Here is a 15,715-nt window from a genome sequence, read left to right on the forward strand (position 1 = left end):
CCCCGGGGGGGCGTCGGCTCTCGGGTGTGCTGAGGCTAGTCCTCTATCGTTTCCCCCCCCGGGCCCCCCCCCCCTGTGGGGGGGCCGCCCCCCGCTTCTGGTCCGCGAGCGGGATGCCCGCTCAGACCTTGGTGAAGCACAGCGTGTAGTCGAAGCCGCGGGTGTTGCGGTACTGGATGCCGTAGTCGTACTCCGCCGAGCATTCCTTGCCCTGGCCCGGCAGCTGCGCACCCGTCTTGTACTGGGCCTCGGGCGAGCCGCAGTCGACGATTGTCGGCAGCGGATCTCCCTGCGGGTCCGCGACCTTGACGCAGTCGCCGACCTCGGGGTCGTGCGTCTTGGCCTCCTCGGCGGCCGCCGACGCCGACGCCTCTGCCTTCGCCTTTCCGCCGGTGGGGCTGGTGTTGTAGTCCCAGACGTAATAGGCCAGACCACCGAAGATCGCTATGACGACCACGGCGGCCTTCAGCATGCGCAACAGACCGCCCGGCTGGGGACGCTGCGGTCCGCGAGGAGGCTGCGGGGGCTGCGGACCTCCGTAGGGCTGCTGCTGTTGCTGCGGGTACCCGTACGGCTGCTGCTGTCCATAGGGAGGCGGTTGCTGTCCGTACGGCTGCTGTCCGTAGGGCGGCTGGTTCTGGTACTGCGGCGGAGGCGTCGACATGCCTGCAAGACCCCGTGGTTGACTGAACGAAGAGAGATCAACGCGAAGTTGACCGGCGCAGACTACCGGCCGACCACAGCCGGGGCCGACACCGGGTGTGCTGTCAGAAGAAGTGGCTGCTGTCAGAAGAAGTAGCTGACGAGGAACGACACCCCTGCCCCGACGAGGCCCACGCCGATCATCCCGATCACGGCCGCTCGCGTCACTCCCCGCCCGGCCGCCTCCCACGCCGCGTCGAACGAGACACGGCTCCTACCGAACGGGGCGAAACCGGTGGCGAGGCAGAAGACGCCGAGGCCCGTGAGGACCCACCCGCCGAAGAACGCCCCGAACCTGCGCCATGCCCGGTCCATGCCGGTCTGGACGTAATCGGCATCCGCCGCGTCGGCCGCCGTCAACGGCTCCGTCTGCTGCACCGCCAACTCGGTGCCCGGCGTGTACCGGTGCCTGACCTGCACGGCGGCATTGGCGTCCGTACTCTTGCCGTCCTCGGAGCGGAACGTACCCTCACAGCGCACGGGCCGACGGTTCTTACGGCTGTTGCGGGAGGCGTTGCCCGGGTAGCCCACGTCGCACTGCTTCACGGTCAGAGTGCCGTGCGTGCCCGCCCAGCCCGCCGCATACGCCCCCTCGTACGCGCCCCACCCGCTCACCACGAGTCCCGCGAGCAGGAACACCAGGCCTCCCGCGCGCCCGAGGCGCCCGAGGGCTCCGCCGACCAGGCCGGCGAGGGAACGGTCGACGCCGGTGCCGCTTCCTGTGCCTTGCGTCCGAGCCATGACGATGCGGCCCCTCTCCTCGGTCGTTCTCCTCGGTCGTTCTCTGCGGTCGTACTCCTTGGGCCTTCTTCACTTCGGCAGGCGGGGCCCAGCATGGCACCCATGTGTGACGGGAGATACTTGGGGTGTCGAGAGTCGAGGAGAAGCGAATGACCAGGAAGCCCGAGAACTCACCCCACCCGGACGGCTCTTCGCCAGAACGCGGTGTGCTCGACGAGGCACTCGAACCGGACCAGATCCGTTCCCTGAACTCCGCCCTGCGCAAGCTGTCCGAAACCGAAGGCGCCGGCAAGGAGATGCAGGAAGCGGCCAAGAAGCTGCTCTCCGGCCGCCTCGCCCTGCGTGACGCCCTGGACGACCCCGCGGTGGCACGTGCCCTCGGCGGAGGCATGGAGTCCCTGCGCGGTCAGTGGGAGTCGCTCTCGGAGGAGGAGCGCGACCAGGTCAGGCACGGCGAGCCGCTGACCGGAGGCAGCCCTTCCGCCGGGTCGTCCGAGCCGCGGCGGTCGGAGGGCGAGGGTTCGCAGTCCGGGAAGAGGAACCAGGGGCGGCACAGCGGAGGGTTCTCGCTGTACTGATCAACTGATCACGTACGACGTGCGGGTCATGGCCGCCGCTGCTTCCGGTACAGCGCGATGGCCGTCTCCGTCGGGTAGTTGGGGACCGTGACGGTCTCGCCGTTCTCCTTGGAGACCACGATCTTGCCGCCGCCGGGCGGAGCGGGCCGAGGCCGGCCGGCGGCGTCCGTGACAGGCGGGAACACGGCGTACACCAGGTAACCGATGTCGAACTCCTCGACGCGCAGCTCCGCGGGCGTGCCGTCCGGCAACCTGGGCTGCGCATACCGGCTGCGTACGAGGGCGACGGCCTGCTCGGAGGTGATGGGCGGTGCCGGATCGGCCGAGTTGGCCGGGTTGGCTGGATCGTCCGGTGCCACTGGTCGCGCTCCCTGGTGTCTCGCTGGAGATGTTCCGAGCGCCGGTCAGAACAACCCGTGCCACATCTGCTCGACGATCAGCGACCACCACGTCTCCGCGTTTCCCAGCGCGGACGCGTCAACGGCCGCCAACTGCTCCTGCAGCGCGGCCACTTCCGCACCGGCCGCGACCGCGTCCAGGCCGTGCATGCGCTGCCTGACCGTGGCGATCAGGGCCAGGGAGCGGGCGAAGGCGCCAACCGAGACATTGACGTAACGCGCCTCGGCGGTGACCGGGTCCACCGCCCAGACCGCGCCGAGCCCGTCCGGCTGCCCCGTTCCCGGCAGGCACTGCACCGCGATGACCGCGACGCCGTCGAAGCCGATCCGGGTCAGGTACGAAAGGGCGCCGATCTTCTCCTCGCCGGCCGGGCTGCGCCGCTCACGCAGATTCGTGGCGACGTCGGTGAACAGGCCACCGGCCGGAGGACTGTCGGGCCGGTCGGCGGTGAAGAACAGCGGGAGGTCGGCGGGGAGCCCTGCCCAGGTGAGCGACGACTTGGCGGCCTCGGGCAACTGGCTCTCGGCCACGTCGTCGGCGTCGTGACGCCGTACGCCGTCCTGGCCGAAGACCTCGACGAGATGGCGGCCCAGAGCCACATCGCGCATCGGCTCCGCGGGCGTCACCTGCGCGGGAACAGGCAACCGATGCGGACGGGGCGGCGGCTGCTGACCGGCGATCCGGTGCATCGTCTCGACCTGCTCGACCAGCGCCGCGACACCCTCCGCACGCGCCTCGGGACGAGCCCCGTAGGACTGTGAGCACGAGAGCTGGGCATTGGGAAAGGCGTTGAGGAGCTCGGCTGTGTAACCGCCGGGGAGCAGGCTGGGGCGCAGGTCGGTGTGGATGGCCACGACATTGCCGACGGGGACGTTCATCCGCCGCAGCTCGGCCCACGCCTGGTACTCGGCGGGGGGCAGGCCCGGCGCGGACGTACGGAAGAGCGTGGTCTCCTCGCCGTTGGCCGGGTCGGTGTAGGTGAAGACGGCGGTGTTGCCGGGGCCGGTGACCGGGCGGGCACCTTCCGGGGAGCCCGCGCCCTGCGTCCCACCGCCGTGCTTCTGGCGGTACATCCGGACGACCTCGTCGACCGGCACCGACGGCCAGACCGTCAGCTCGCCGCTGCGGCGGTCCACGACCCCGCACGCGTCGCCGATCTCGGAAGGCGGCCGCCGCTCCCCGGTCACCGGGTCACGCTCGGGCTCCGCGGGCGCCGCCCACACGACCCAGCCCAGGTCGAACTCCTGCGTTCGCACCTCGCGGCGCGGCTCCGCCGACCCTTCCGGGTTGAGCCAACGGTCGGCGATGGCGAGCGCCTGCTCCTGGCTGGTCACGGGGAGGCTCCTTCAGAGGGGTTGTTGCGGGCGACGGAGAGGGAGGCCGGCCTGCGCCATGGTGTCCGCAAGGCCGTCGTACATGCCTACGAGGCTATCCCCGCGTCCACCGTGCGAATGCGGAGGGCCTTCGCCCCGCGCTCGGTGGCGAGCAGGAGGATGCCGTCGGGGGAGAGGTCGGCGGCCGTGAAGGGCGTGTCCGAGATCAGCGCGGCGACGATCTCCTGATCCGCACGATCCCAGACACGCAGGTAGTCGGCGCCGCGGCTCAGGCCCAGCGGGGCGGCGGCACGTTCCTCCTCCGAGGGGCGGAGAATCTGCTCGGGGTCGACGTCGCCGAGGGAATCAGCCTGTACGAGGCCGTGGACGAGCACCGCGGAACCGGACTCCTCGCCGGGCGCACCGACCGGCAGTGCGCCAGGTGTGCCGGCGGGCACGACCAGCACGGCGACCGGGGTGGCAGCTCCGTCGGGGCGAGGCAGGCTGCCCACGGTCACGGCGCTGATGCCGGGGACGGACAGGCTCCACAGGGTCTGCCAGGGCAGTTCCAGGCCGAGTCGCTGGTGGATCGCCTCGGCGTACTCGGGCAGGCCGTCCTCCACGAACGCGGTCTCCAGCAGGGCGGCGCGCAGTGTTGTGGGTGCCTGGGTACGGGTCAGCAGAGGCGCCGTACGCAGGTACGTCCGGGCCGGTGGGCCCAGTTCCCCGGCCGGTACGGCCTCGATGGCGGCCCGCAGCGGCACCGGATCGGCGTGGACGAACAACCCCGGATCCGTGAGGAGTTGGGGCAGCAGACCTGCCTCCAGCGTGTGGCCCGCGATGTGGTCGCGCACATACGGGTCGGCCCTGCCCCAGTCCTGGTCCGGCACGGCCTCCAGCAGCGCCATCGCCAGCTGGGTCTGAGCGGCCCGGATGTTCGGCAGGCCGGCGCGGATCTCGTCACCGACGGCCGGGTGCAGCAGCCGAAGCAGCGTACGCCCGTGCTCGCCCTCTGCCGCGTCCGCGTCCTGTTCCTCGGGTTGCACGAACGGCCCGGCGAGCAGCATCCCGCCCGCGATGGCCTCGCTCATGTCCTGCCCGGCGACCGCAGTCGCCACCCGTGCCCACAGGTGGACCGGAATGCCGTCGCCCTCGGCCAGGGCGAGCGGGGCCAGCAGCAGCCGGAGCGTCTGAGGGTCGGCGCCCAGCCGCCTGGCGTGCAGGTCGAGGGCCTCACCGACGGAAGTCGGCAGGACGCTCTCGTCGGCCGGGTCGAAGCCCTCGGGAGCCATCAGGATGCAGTTCACGGCGAGTTGGACGACCAACGGACTGGTCCCGGCCCGTCGGCCGATGGCCGTACCCAGGGCGAGGCGGACGGCGGGATCCACGGTGAACGGCAGTTCCGGCGCCCCGAACCGCGGGTTCAGCGCGGCCTGGGCGTGCAGCACCAGGCCCTCGGGGTCGGCCCACTCCGGCTCATCGAGATCGATGACCTGCACGGTGCCCGGCGGCAACCCCCGGGCCAGATCGGCGGCCTGCTCGCGCGGCACCTCGGCGAGCAGCCGAACCGTCTCGGTGGCGGCCAGCGGGGCGAGTACCTCCCGTACCAGCCGTGCGGGCTCGTCCGCGGCCCGTACCGGCCCCGCGCGGTCGACGTCCGGCACGACGACGGTCACCGGTTCGTCGAGTGCGGCCAGCTCGGCGTACACGCCTTCGGCGCTGGTGGCGTTCAGGTCGTAGTGGTCGGCCAGCAGCCACAGGACCTGGGCGGCGGTCCGTCCTTCAGCGGTCGGTACCGCCGGGGCCGGCAGATCCGGCGGTACCGACGACGGATCCATCTCGTCCAGCGGCAGTTGCTTGCGGTACTCCGGCTCGCACAGCATGAGGAACCCGGTCAGCAGCCGCGAACGCCCGCTGCCGGGGCTGCCGGTGAGCAGTACGACACGTGGGGCGCCGGGCGCTGCCGCACGCCACGCGGCGAGCGCGCGCAGTGCGGCGACCCGGCCGCCTATGTGTGGGTGCGGTGCGTAGTCCTCGTTCGAGCCGGTCATGGGTCCCCGTCCTCCGCCGTCGCGGACGCAATCACATACGGCCCTGATCTTAGGCGCCGAGCCACGCCCCGAGGCGAGCGGACGACGCCGCCACCACGAACACCGAGGACGCCATCGCGCGGACGGCTACTCGGCCGCCACCCCACCGTTGTGCGGCGCAGGCTCCAGGTCGAACTCCCCGTCCCGCGCCCCCAGCACGAACGCCCGCCACTCCGCCTCGGTGTACCGCAGCACGGTGTCGGGGTCGAGGGACGAGCGCATGGCCACCGCGCCCTCGGGCAGGTAGGCGATCTCGACCCGCTCCTCGTGCTCCTCGGTGCCGGGCGCGCAGTGCCACTCGACGCCGGAGATGTCGAGGGCGTAGAGCTCGTCCCGCTCCCTCTCCTTGCGCGCCTTGATGTCCTCGGCCTGCGTCCCGACCTCGTTGTCCCGTGCCTCGGTCATGCTGCTGGGCCTCTTCCTGACGTGCGAACGACTACGCGTCTCACCCTACTTGTGAGAGCGCCGCACCTGTGGCCGGCCGCGGTACATGTGATATGGCGAAAGGGCTCAGGGGTGCTGGGCGCGGGTGATCGTGCCCTGTGCGACTCCGGGCGGCACCTTCACCTGTCCGTCGTACTCGGACATCGTCTGCTTCCAGATGGCGTCCTGCTCGGCCTCGTTCTGCTCGTGCGCCACGCCCATCTTTCCGAAGGCGACGCCCATCCCGGCGATCCGCTCCGCCAGGCTGCCCATGGAGTCGTACATGCCGTCGCGCAGGCCCTCGTAGACGACGCCGAACTTCTCGCCGATGTCGTCGTCGCCCCAGGGCGGGGTGTCGCCCTTCTCCAGGGCGGTCAGCGCCTTCTCCAGGGCCGTGGCGGCCTTGGCGAACTCCACCCCTACGTTGAACATGGCGAAGCCCTCGGTCTTGAGTACCTCGGGATCCGAGTCCATGTAGTCCGACGGCACAACTGCCCCCCGTGGCTCGTCATTTCTGTCGCAAAGCCACTGTACCGGCGGCATCCGCACCGCACCCACCCCCCACAGGCAACGGAGAGGGGCGGCACCCAAGCGGGTACCGCCCCTCCGACAACAGCGACCGACCTCAGAACCGGGGCGGCAGCCACCCCGTCTGGATCAGCTGGCCACCACGGCGCCGCGTGTGGAAGTGCCCACGGCCGGGCGGCAGTTGCGACGGCGAGATGTTGCCCAGCAGGGCGCCCTCCGACCGGTCGCCGGAGAGCACGACGCCCTGGGCGCCGAGCTCGCGCATGCGCTGCATGACCGGCTCGTACAGCGACCGGCTCGCACCGCCCGAGGACCGCGCGATGATGATGCGCAGACCGACGTCACGGGCGAACGGCAGGTACTCCAGGAGCGGGGCCAGCGGGTTCACGCCGGTCGCCACCAGGTCGTAGTCGTCGATGATGACGAACGCGTCCGGGCTGTTGTACCAGCTGCGGTTGCGCAGCTGCTCGGGCGTGACGTCCGGTCCCGGCATACGGCGGTTCATCGAACCGGCGAGGCCCTCCAGCGTCTCCGACAGGGCCGGCGCCGAAGCGCAGTACCGCGACAGGTGCGAGTCGGGCACCCCCTCCAGGTGGGCGCGCCGGTAGTCACCCATGACGATCTTCGCCTTGTCCGGCGTGTAGCGCTCGGTGATCTGCTTGACGAGCAGCCTGAGCAGCGCGGACTTACCGGACTCGCTCTCACCGAACACGATGAACAGCGGGTCCGTCTCGAAGTCGACGAAGACCGGCGACAGCGACGACTCGTCGATGCCGATGGCGATACCGCGGTCCGGGTGCTCGAAGCCCTTGGGCAGCCGGTCCGACGGCATCATCGTGGGCAGCAGACGGACGGCCGGGGCGTGGCTGCCCTGCCAGTTGTCGTTGATGCCGCGGATGAGGATCGACGTCGCCTCGGACAGGTCCTCCGTCTCCGAGGAGCCGTCGACCCGCGGCAGCGCCGCCATGAAGTGCAGCTTCTCCTGGGTCAGACCACGGCCCGGCACGGTGGCGGGGACGTTCTGCGCGACCTTGCGGTCGATCTCCGACTCCGTCGGGTCACCGAGCCGGAGCTCGATGCGGTTCTGCAGCATGTCCTTGAGCGCGGGCCGCACCTCGGTGTAGCGGCTGGCCGTCAGGATCACGTGCACACCGAAGCCGAGGCCGCGTGTCGCGATCTCCGTGACGGTGGCCTCCAGCATCTCGTAGTCCGTCTTGAAGGTGGCCCAGCCGTCGATGACCAGGAAGACGTCGCCCCAGGGCTGGTCGGGCAGCTGGCCCGCGTTCCGGCGCTGACGGTAGGTCGTGATCGAGTCGACGTTGTTCGTGCGGAAGTACTCCTCGCGCGCGTTGAGGATGCCCTCCACCTCGCTGACCGTACGGCGCACCTTCTCGGCGTCGAGACGGTTGGCGACGCCGCCGACGTGCGCCAGCTCCTCCATCGCGATCAGACCGCCACCACCGAAGTCCAGGCAGTAGAACTGCACTTCGGACGGCGTGTGGGTGAGCGCGAACGACGAGATCATCGAGCGCAGCAGCGTCGACTTGCCGGACTGCGGACCACCGACGAACAGACCGTGACCCGCACCGCCGGAGAAGTCCCGGTACAGCACGTCACGCCGCTGCTCGAACGGCTTGTCCACCAGACCGACCGGCACGTTGAGCCGGCCGAGCGCCGTGTAGTCGGGCGCGGTCAGACCGCGGTCCTGGCTGACGGCGAGCTGCGGGAGCAGCTGCTCCAGCGAGGGCGCCTCCTCCAGCGGGGGCAGCCACACCTGGTGCGCGGGCGGACCCTGGTTGATCATCCGGCTGACGAGGACGTCGAGGACGGTGTCCGCGAGCGCGTCGTCCACCCGGTTGTCGGGCTCCGGCTCCTCGATCACCGGCTGCGGCGGCAGCTCCACGTGCTCCGCCGAGAACAGCGCCGGCCGCAGCTGCGTCGAGCGGTGCACCCGGGACGGGCCCTCGCCGTGGTACGCCCCCGACACGTACGCCGCCTTGAAGCGGACCATGGTGTCGGTGTCGTAGCGCAGATAGCCGGAACCGGGGATCGACGGCAGGTGGTAGGCGTCCGGGACACCGATCGCCGTACGGGACTCGGCGGCGGAGAAGGTCCGCAGACCGATCCGGTACGACAGGTAGGTGTCCAGGCCGCGCAGCTTGCCCTCTTCCAGGCGCTGCGAGGCCAGCAGCAGGTGGACACCCAGCGAACGGCCGATACGGCCGATCTGGATGAACATGTCGATGAAGTCGGGCTTGGCGGTGAGGAGTTCGGAGAACTCGTCGAGCACGATCACCAGCGAGGCCATCGGCTCCAGCGCGGCACCCGCCGCCCGGGCCTTCTCGTAGTCGTGCAGGTTGGCGTAGTTGCCCGCCGAGCGCAGCAGCTCCTGACGGCGCTGCGTCTCACCCATGATCGAGTCGCGCATACGGTCGACCAGGGTGAGGTCGTCCGCGAGGTTGGTGATCACGGCCGCGGTGTGCGGCATGTCCGCCATACCGGCGAAGGTCGCACCACCCTTGAAGTCCGCGAGGATGAAGTTCAGCGTCTCCGAGGAGTGCGTCACCGCGAGACCGAGCACCAGTGTGCGCAGCACCTCGGACTTGCCGGAACCGGTGGCGCCGACGCACAGACCGTGCGGGCCCATGCCCTCCTGCGAGGCCTCCTTGAGGTCCAGCATGACCGGCTCGCCGTTCTCACCGACACCGATCGGCACCCGCAGCCGCTCGTGCAGCGTGCGCGGCCGCCAGGTGCGGGAGACGTCGACCGTGCCCGCGTCGCCGATGCCCATCAGGTCCGTGAAGTCCAGGTTGGACAGCAGCGGTTCGCCCTCCTCCGCGGAACCGACCCGGAAGGGGGCCAGCTGCCGCGCCAGGGACTCGGCCTGCGCCGGGTTCAGGAGGTCCGGCTTGCCGGTGTACGCGGACTCGTGGCCGACGAACAGCCGCATCCGGTCCGGCTTGGCGTAGATCGTCAGACCCGCGCGCAGCTCCTCCTCCAGCTCGCCCGGGGCGATCTCCAGGAAGGTGACGCCCTGGAGGCCCTCGGCACCGGCGAGTTCGGAGTCCGGCGGCACGGTGCCGCCGTCGAGGACCACGATCAGGTGCGGCTGGTCGTAGACGGGGTTCGCCTCACGGTTCCAGCGGGGCCGGTCGTCCAGCTGGTCCGCGAGCGACTCCTCCAGCTCACCGAGGTCGTCGAAGAGGAGCCGGGTCGAGCCCGCCCCGTCCTTGGCCTTCGGGTGCTGGCTGTGCGGCAGCCACTTGATCCAGTCCCAGTCCGCCGCCGCCGAGGGATGCGCCACCACGGCGATCATCAGGTCCTCGGGCGAGTGCAGCGTCGCCAGCTGGGCCAGCGAGGAGCGGGCGTTGGCGTAGACCGTGTCGGTCTCGCCGCAGACCGTCACGTGGTAGAAGGCGCGCAGCGAGATGGAGACGGGCAGGTCGTGCAGACTGCCGTGCGCGTCGAGGAACGCCTTCATGGCGGCCGCGGTCAGCGGCTCCAGCTCGTCCTTGGGCGCCGTCTCCGGCGCGACCAGCGGAGTGTTCAACTGCTGGGTGCCGCGGCCGATTCGCACGGAGGCGAAGTCCGCGTCGACCGGGCGCCGTTCCCACAGCCGCTTGCCGTCGGCCGCCACCGCCCACAGCTGCTCCGGGTCGGGGTGCTGGAAGAGCTGGCTCTGCCGCTGCAGCTCCGCCGTTTTGTGCACGTCCTTGCGGACCTGCTCCAGATAGCGGAAGTAGTCACGCCGGTCCTGGGCCATGCCCGCGCCCGGCCCCTGACGGGCCTTGGCGATCTGCGCGACCATCATGGCCACGGTCGAAGCGAGCATGAGCCCGCCGACCACCTTCATATAGGACTGGCCGGCCGTGAAGAAGAAGGCGACAGAGCCCAGCATGCCCATCATGGGCAGCATGTTCATGAGCATGCTGTCGTCGCCCTCGCGAGGAATCTCGGGAGGCGTCTCCAGTTTGACTTCGCCGTCCGGGACGGCCGGGGGCACTATCCGCGGTGGTCGCTTGATGATGACGACGCTCACCGATGCACTCATCCTTCGCGATTGATACGTCCTGGCTGCGACGCCCCCGTTGACCGCGAAGTGTTCTCGTTCGCGCAGGCGTCGTTCGCGTAGGCGTCGATCCTACTGACACGCAGAGTGCCCGAGGGAGGCAGGAGGATGGAGATGCGGAGCAGGTCCTGGGAGGAATGGGGGAGGGCGGTCCTGTAGCGGGTGGGGCAACGGATATGGTGGCGCTCCGCGTCGTACGAGCGGCGCGAGGAAGCCTTGTCTAGCAGGGGGAACACCAGGTGAGCACGGGGACTTCGACAGGTTTCTGCCGAATCACCATCGCAGCACCGGACAGCCGTGTCGACGTCGCGCTGCCCGAGGACTTGCCGATCCAGGACCTCTTTCCGGAGATCGTGAGGCTCTCGGGCCTGGTCCAGTCGGACAGCAGCCCCTCGGGCTACCACCTCGTGACCCGCGAGGGCCAGGTGCTCGACGCGAGTCGTTCGTTGCTGGAGCACCGGGTCAGGGACGGTGAGGTGCTGCTGCTGCGCACCTTCGCCGACTCCCTGCCGCCCGCCGTGCACGACGACGTGGTGGACGCGATCGCCGCCGCGGTCAAGCAGGACGTCCGCAGCTGGAACGACAACCTGATGCGGGTGGCCGGCCTCGTCGCGGGGTCGCTGCTGCTCGTCATGCTCGGCTTCGTCTTCTGGTTCGCGGACCCGATCCGGCACGACATGCACGGCCTCCAGGGCATCCTCGCCGGCGTGACGGCGCTCGCCCTGACGGCCCTCGCCGGCATCCGGGCCCGGGTGTACGACGACCGGGGCGCCGCCGTCGCGCTCGGTGTCTCGGCACTGCCGCACGCGCTCATCGCGGGCTCCGGCGCGCTGCCCCAGGACGCGGGTGAGGGTCCCGGCCGGATCCAGTTCCTCGTCGGCTGTGTCGCCGTACTGCTCTGCTCCGTCGTACTGATCATGCTGCTGCCGCAGGGCGACGCCCCGTTCGTGGCCGCCGCGCTCGCCGCCGCGATCGGCACGCTCGCCGTGTTCTGCGGTGTGCTCACCGAGGCCGCGCCCCGGGAGATCGCCGCGGGCACCGCGGTCGTCGCCGTCGCGGTCGTCGGCTTCCTGCCCGGCTGGTCGGCCCGCTTCGCCAAACTGCCGATCGGCTTCCGCAACCCCGAGGACCTGGCCCGTGCCCGTCGCGAGGGCGTCGAGGGCGACCTTGAGGCCGTCGACGTCCAGCGCATCGTCGCCCAGACCAGCCGGGGCCACGAGCTGCTGCTCGGCCTGGTCGGCGGCTGCGCGGCCGTGATCATCGGCGCCGGCGGCGCGGTGCTCGGCTTCAGCGACAGCGGCTGGGCCCAGCTGCTGGCCCTGTGCACCGGCCTCGCCGCGATGCTCCGCGCCCGTCTGTTCCGCTACACCGCGCAGGTCACCTGCCTGTTCGTGGCCGGTGTCGTCACGCTCGCCCTGCTGGTCCTCGGCCTCGCGATCTCGCCGCCGGCCGACATCATCATCGAGCTGCTCCAGAACAACAGCGGTCCCGTCAACGTACGGACCCTGTGGCTCGGCGCCTCGGTCGGCGTCGGCGTGCTGCTGCTGATCGCGATCGCCCTGATCGTGCCGCAGAAGGGGCTCTCCCCCTTCTGGGGCCGCATGCTGGACCTCGCCGACTCGCTGGTGCTGCTGTCCCTGGTCCCGATCTGCCTGGCCGTCCTCGACGTCTACGGCAAGGTCCGCGGCGGCTTCTGACCGCGGGGCCCGTTGTCAGGAGCGTGCTCGTGTGCTGGTACGCTGTGTGACGGCCGTTTGTGTACGCGCCCCCGGTTCACCTGGGGGAAGCGCCCAGCGGATCCCAGCCTCCCGAGTCACGGAAGCTCTCCTGAGAAGCAGACCAGGGGCACTCGGCGGCAACCACAGATCATGAGGAGTACGCGTGTCGCTCGACGCCGCTACGAAGAAGCAGATCATCGAAGAGTTCGGCCAGAAGGAGGGCGACACCGGCTCCCCCGAGGTCCAGGTCGCCATGCTCTCCCGTCGGATCTCCGACCTGACCGAGCACCTCAAGACCCACAAGCACGACCACCACTCGCGTCGTGGTCTGCTGATCCTCGTCGGCCAGCGCCGCCGTCTTCTCCAGTACCTGGCGAAGAAGGACATCCAGCGCTTCCGTACGCTGGTCGACCGCCTCGGCATCCGCCGCGGTGCGGCGGGCGCCAAGTAGGACGCCATGAGGGGAGCGGTTCCCGGACGATCGGGAGCCGCTCCCTTTGCCGTACGTGCGGAAAGTCAACCGTACGTGCGGAAACATGCGGAGTGTCACACACGCTTTGTAGTGTGGTAGCACAACGCAATACGCACGACACAGCACGACGTCCGTACGACACAGAGCAACGACGTACGACACAGCACGAGGAGAAGCGCACCTAGCCGCCGCCGGTCCTCGGTAGTGGCCCCCGGGGGGAAGCGAGCCCCGGGTGCTTCGATCGAAGACCGGCCCGCACCGCACGGAGCGCTTCTCCGCCACCGTCCCCCTGCCACACGGGCAGCACGGGACAAAAGACGACAAGTAACGGAGAAAACGCTAGTGGAGAACGAGACCCACTACGCCGAGGCCGTCATCGACAACGGCTCCTTCGGCACCCGCACCATCCGCTTCGAGACGGGCCGCCTGGCCAAGCAGGCCGCCGGCTCCGCCGTGGCGTACCTGGACGACGACACCATGGTGCTGTCGGCCACCACCGCCTCCAAGAACCCCAAGGACCAGCTCGACTTCTTCCCCCTGACGGTGGACGTCGAGGAGCGGATGTACGCCGCCGGCAAGATCCCCGGCAGCTTCTTCCGCCGTGAGGGCCGTCCCTCCGAGGACGCCATCCTCACCTGCCGCCTCATCGACCGCCCGCTGCGCCCGTCCTTCAAGAAGGGCCTGCGCAACGAGATCCAGGTCGTCGCCACGATCATGGCGCTCAACCCCGACCACCTGTACGACGTCGTGGCGATCAACGCCGCGTCCGCGTCCACGCAGCTGGCCGGCCTGCCCTTCTCCGGCCCGATCGGCGGCGTCCGCGTCGCGCTGATCCGCGGCCAGTGGGTGGCCTTCCCGACGCACACCGAGCTTGAGGACGCCGTCTTCGACATGGTCGTCGCGGGTCGCACCCTGGAGGACGGCGACGTCGCGATCATGATGGTCGAGGCCGAGGCCACCGAGGGGACCATCAAGCTGGTCCAGGGTGGCGCCGAGGCTCCGACCGAGGAGGTCGTCGCCGCCGGTCTGGACGCCGCGAAGCCCTTCATCAAGGTGCTGTGCAAGGCCCAGGCCGACCTCGCCGCGAAGGCCGCCAAGCCGACCGGCGAGTTCCCGATCTTCCTCGACTACCAGGACGACGTCCTGGAGGCGCTCACCGCCGCCGTCAAGCCGGAGCTCGCCTCCGCGCTGACCATCGCCGGCAAGCAGGAGCGCGAGTCCGAGCTGGACCGCGTCAAGGCGCTCGCCGCCGAGAAGCTCCTGCCGGAGTTCGAGGGCCGCGAGAAGGAGATCTCCGCCGCGTACCGCTCGCTGACCAAGACCCTGGTCCGTGAGCGCGTCATCAAGGAGAAGAAGCGCATCGACGGCCGCGGTGTCACCGACATCCGCACCCTGGCCGCCGAGGTCGAGGCCATCCCGCGGGTCCACGGTTCCGCCGTGTTCGAGCGTGGCGAGACCCAGATCCTGGGCGTCACCACCCTCAACATGCTCCGCATGGAGCAGCAGCTGGACACCCTCTCCCCGGTGACCCGCAAGCGCTACATGCACAACTACAACTTCCCGCCGTACTCCACCGGCGAGACCGGCCGCGTCGGCTCGCCGAAGCGCCGCGAGATCGGCCACGGCGCCCTCGCCGAGCGCGCCCTCGTGCCGGTCCTGCCGACCCGCGAGGAGTTCCCCTACGCGATCCGCCAGGTCTCCGAGGCGCTGAGCTCCAACGGCTCGACCTCCATGGGCTCGGTCTGCGCCTCCACCATGTCGCTGCTGAACGCCGGTGTGCCGCTGAAGGCCCCCGTCGCCGGTATCGCCATGGGCCTGATCTCGCAGGACATCGACGGCGAGACGCACTACGTCACCCTCACCGACATCCTCGGTGCGGAGGACGCCTTCGGCGACATGGACTTCAAGGTCGCCGGTACGAAGGAGTTCGTGACCGCCCTCCAGCTCGACACCAAGCTGGACGGCATCCCGGCCTCCGTCCTGGCCGCCGCTCTGAAGCAGGCCCGTGACGCCCGTCTCCACATCCTCGACGTGATGATGGAAGCGATCGACACGCCGGACGAGATGTCCCCGAACGCACCGCGGATCATCACCGTGAAGATCCCGGTCGACAAGATCGGTGAGGTCATCGGCCCCAAGGGCAAGATGATCAACCAGATCCAGGAGGACACCGGCGCCGAGATCACGATCGAGGACGACGGCACCATCTACATCGGTGCCTCCGACGGCCCGGCAGCCGAGGCCGCCCGCACCACGATCAACTCGATCGCCAACCCGACCATGCCGGAGGTCGGCGAGCGCTACCTGGGCACGGTCGTGAAGACGACCACGTTCGGTGCGTTCGTGTCGCTGCTCCCGGGCAAGGACGGTCTGCTGCACATCTCGCAGATCCGCAAGCTGGCCGGCGGCAAGCGCGTGGAGAACGTCGAGGACGTCCTCGGTGTGGGCCACAAGGTCCAGGTCGAGATCGCCGAGATCGACTCCCGCGGCAAGCTCTCCCTCGTGCCGGTGATCGAGGGCGAAGACGAGGCTGACAAGAAGGACGACGCCGACAAGTGACGTCGAGTAGCTCCACGGCGAGGGGGCGCCCCCCCCCCCGCCCCCCCCCCCCCGGCCCCCCCCCCCCCCCCCACCACACAACCACACACCCCACCCCCCCCGCACACCACACCCACCCCCCCA

General features: G+C 70.1%; 12 protein-coding genes. 4 read left to right on the forward strand and 8 right to left on the reverse strand.

The window, feature by feature from the left end; genetic code table 11:
- Positions 1–121 precede the first annotated feature (121 nt).
- Positions 122–664: a hypothetical protein gene (locus ACFWYS_RS40365; protein ID WP_384780686.1), complete on the reverse strand. Its 543-nt coding sequence runs from the start codon at positions 662–664 to the stop codon at positions 122–124.
- Positions 665–786: 122 nt separating this feature from the next.
- Positions 787–1,443, reverse strand: coding sequence for a hypothetical protein (locus ACFWYS_RS40370; protein ID WP_384780689.1), 657 nt, complete (start codon positions 1,441–1,443; stop codon positions 787–789).
- Positions 1,444–1,592: 149 nt separating this feature from the next.
- On the opposite strand from ACFWYS_RS40370, the gene ACFWYS_RS40375 reads away from it, so the two are divergent.
- On the forward strand, positions 1,593–2,021 hold the full coding sequence (locus ACFWYS_RS40375) for a hypothetical protein (protein WP_384780692.1): 429 nt from the start codon (positions 1,593–1,595) through the stop codon (positions 2,019–2,021).
- Between the two features lie 26 nt (positions 2,022–2,047).
- On the opposite strand, the gene ACFWYS_RS40380 is transcribed toward ACFWYS_RS40375, so the two are convergent.
- The 6 genes from ACFWYS_RS40380 to eccCa all read right to left on the reverse strand — a co-directional run bounded on the left by ACFWYS_RS40380 (position 2,048) and on the right by eccCa (position 10,813).
- Positions 2,048–2,380 carry a hypothetical protein gene (locus tag ACFWYS_RS40380; protein WP_384780695.1) on the reverse strand — a complete coding sequence of 111 codons (333 nt, stop codon included), beginning with the start codon at positions 2,378–2,380 and terminating at the stop codon, positions 2,048–2,050.
- Positions 2,381–2,425: 45 nt separating this feature from the next.
- Positions 2,426–3,754, reverse strand: a complete 1,329-nt coding sequence (locus ACFWYS_RS40385; protein WP_384780698.1) for an SUKH-4 family immunity protein — start codon at positions 3,752–3,754, stop codon at positions 2,426–2,428.
- A gap of 86 nt (positions 3,755–3,840) precedes the next feature.
- Positions 3,841–5,784: an ATP-binding protein gene (locus ACFWYS_RS40390; RefSeq protein ID WP_384780701.1), complete on the reverse strand. Its 1,944-nt coding sequence runs from the start codon at positions 5,782–5,784 to the stop codon at positions 3,841–3,843.
- A 126-nt stretch (positions 5,785–5,910) separates the two neighbouring features.
- Positions 5,911–6,228, reverse strand: coding sequence for a DUF397 domain-containing protein (locus tag ACFWYS_RS40395; RefSeq protein WP_384780704.1), 318 nt, complete (start codon positions 6,226–6,228; stop codon positions 5,911–5,913).
- Positions 6,229–6,333: 105 nt separating this feature from the next.
- Positions 6,334–6,720, reverse strand: a complete 387-nt coding sequence (locus ACFWYS_RS40400) for a hypothetical protein (RefSeq protein WP_384780707.1) — start codon at positions 6,718–6,720, stop codon at positions 6,334–6,336.
- A gap of 151 nt (positions 6,721–6,871) precedes the next feature.
- Positions 6,872–10,813 carry a type VII secretion protein EccCa gene (gene eccCa, locus ACFWYS_RS40405; RefSeq protein WP_384780710.1) on the reverse strand — a complete coding sequence of 1,314 codons (3,942 nt, stop codon included), beginning with the start codon at positions 10,811–10,813 and terminating at the stop codon, positions 6,872–6,874.
- Positions 10,814–11,082: 269 nt separating this feature from the next.
- Between eccCa and eccD the strand changes: the two genes are divergently transcribed.
- The 3 genes from eccD (at position 11,083) to ACFWYS_RS40420 (ending at position 15,592) form a co-directional block, all read left to right on the forward strand.
- Positions 11,083–12,540, forward strand: coding sequence for a type VII secretion integral membrane protein EccD (gene eccD / locus ACFWYS_RS40410; protein ID WP_384780713.1), 1,458 nt, complete (start codon positions 11,083–11,085; stop codon positions 12,538–12,540).
- Positions 12,541–12,724: 184 nt separating this feature from the next.
- On the forward strand, positions 12,725–13,012 hold the full coding sequence (gene rpsO, locus ACFWYS_RS40415) for a 30S ribosomal protein S15 (protein WP_272123292.1): 288 nt from the start codon (positions 12,725–12,727) through the stop codon (positions 13,010–13,012).
- A gap of 363 nt (positions 13,013–13,375) precedes the next feature.
- Entirely contained in the window at positions 13,376–15,592 is a 2,217-nt protein-coding gene (locus ACFWYS_RS40420; protein WP_384780717.1) for a polyribonucleotide nucleotidyltransferase, read from the forward strand.
- Positions 15,593–15,715: the final 123 nt, after the last annotated feature.

The organism is Streptomyces sp. NPDC059010 (assembly GCF_042740355.1).
Taxonomy (GTDB): domain Bacteria; phylum Actinomycetota; class Actinomycetes; order Streptomycetales; family Streptomycetaceae; genus Streptomyces.

Excerpts from the sequence above, each read along its gene's own strand:
- ACFWYS_RS40365 (WP_384780686.1), bottom strand. The coding sequence starts at position 664 with ATGTCGACGCCTCCGCCGCAGTACCAGAACCAGCCGCCCTACGGACAG.
- ACFWYS_RS40370 (WP_384780689.1), bottom strand. The coding sequence starts at position 1,443 with ATGGCTCGGACGCAAGGCACAGGAAGCGGCACCGGCGTCGACCGTTCC.
- ACFWYS_RS40375 (WP_384780692.1), top strand. The coding sequence starts at position 1,593 with ATGACCAGGAAGCCCGAGAACTCACCCCACCCGGACGGCTCTTCGCCA.
- ACFWYS_RS40395 (WP_384780704.1), bottom strand. The coding sequence starts at position 6,228 with ATGACCGAGGCACGGGACAACGAGGTCGGGACGCAGGCCGAGGACATC.
- ACFWYS_RS40390 (WP_384780701.1), bottom strand. The coding sequence starts at position 5,784 with ATGACCGGCTCGAACGAGGACTACGCACCGCACCCACACATAGGCGGC.
- ACFWYS_RS40400 (WP_384780707.1), bottom strand. The coding sequence starts at position 6,720 with ATGGACTCGGATCCCGAGGTACTCAAGACCGAGGGCTTCGCCATGTTC.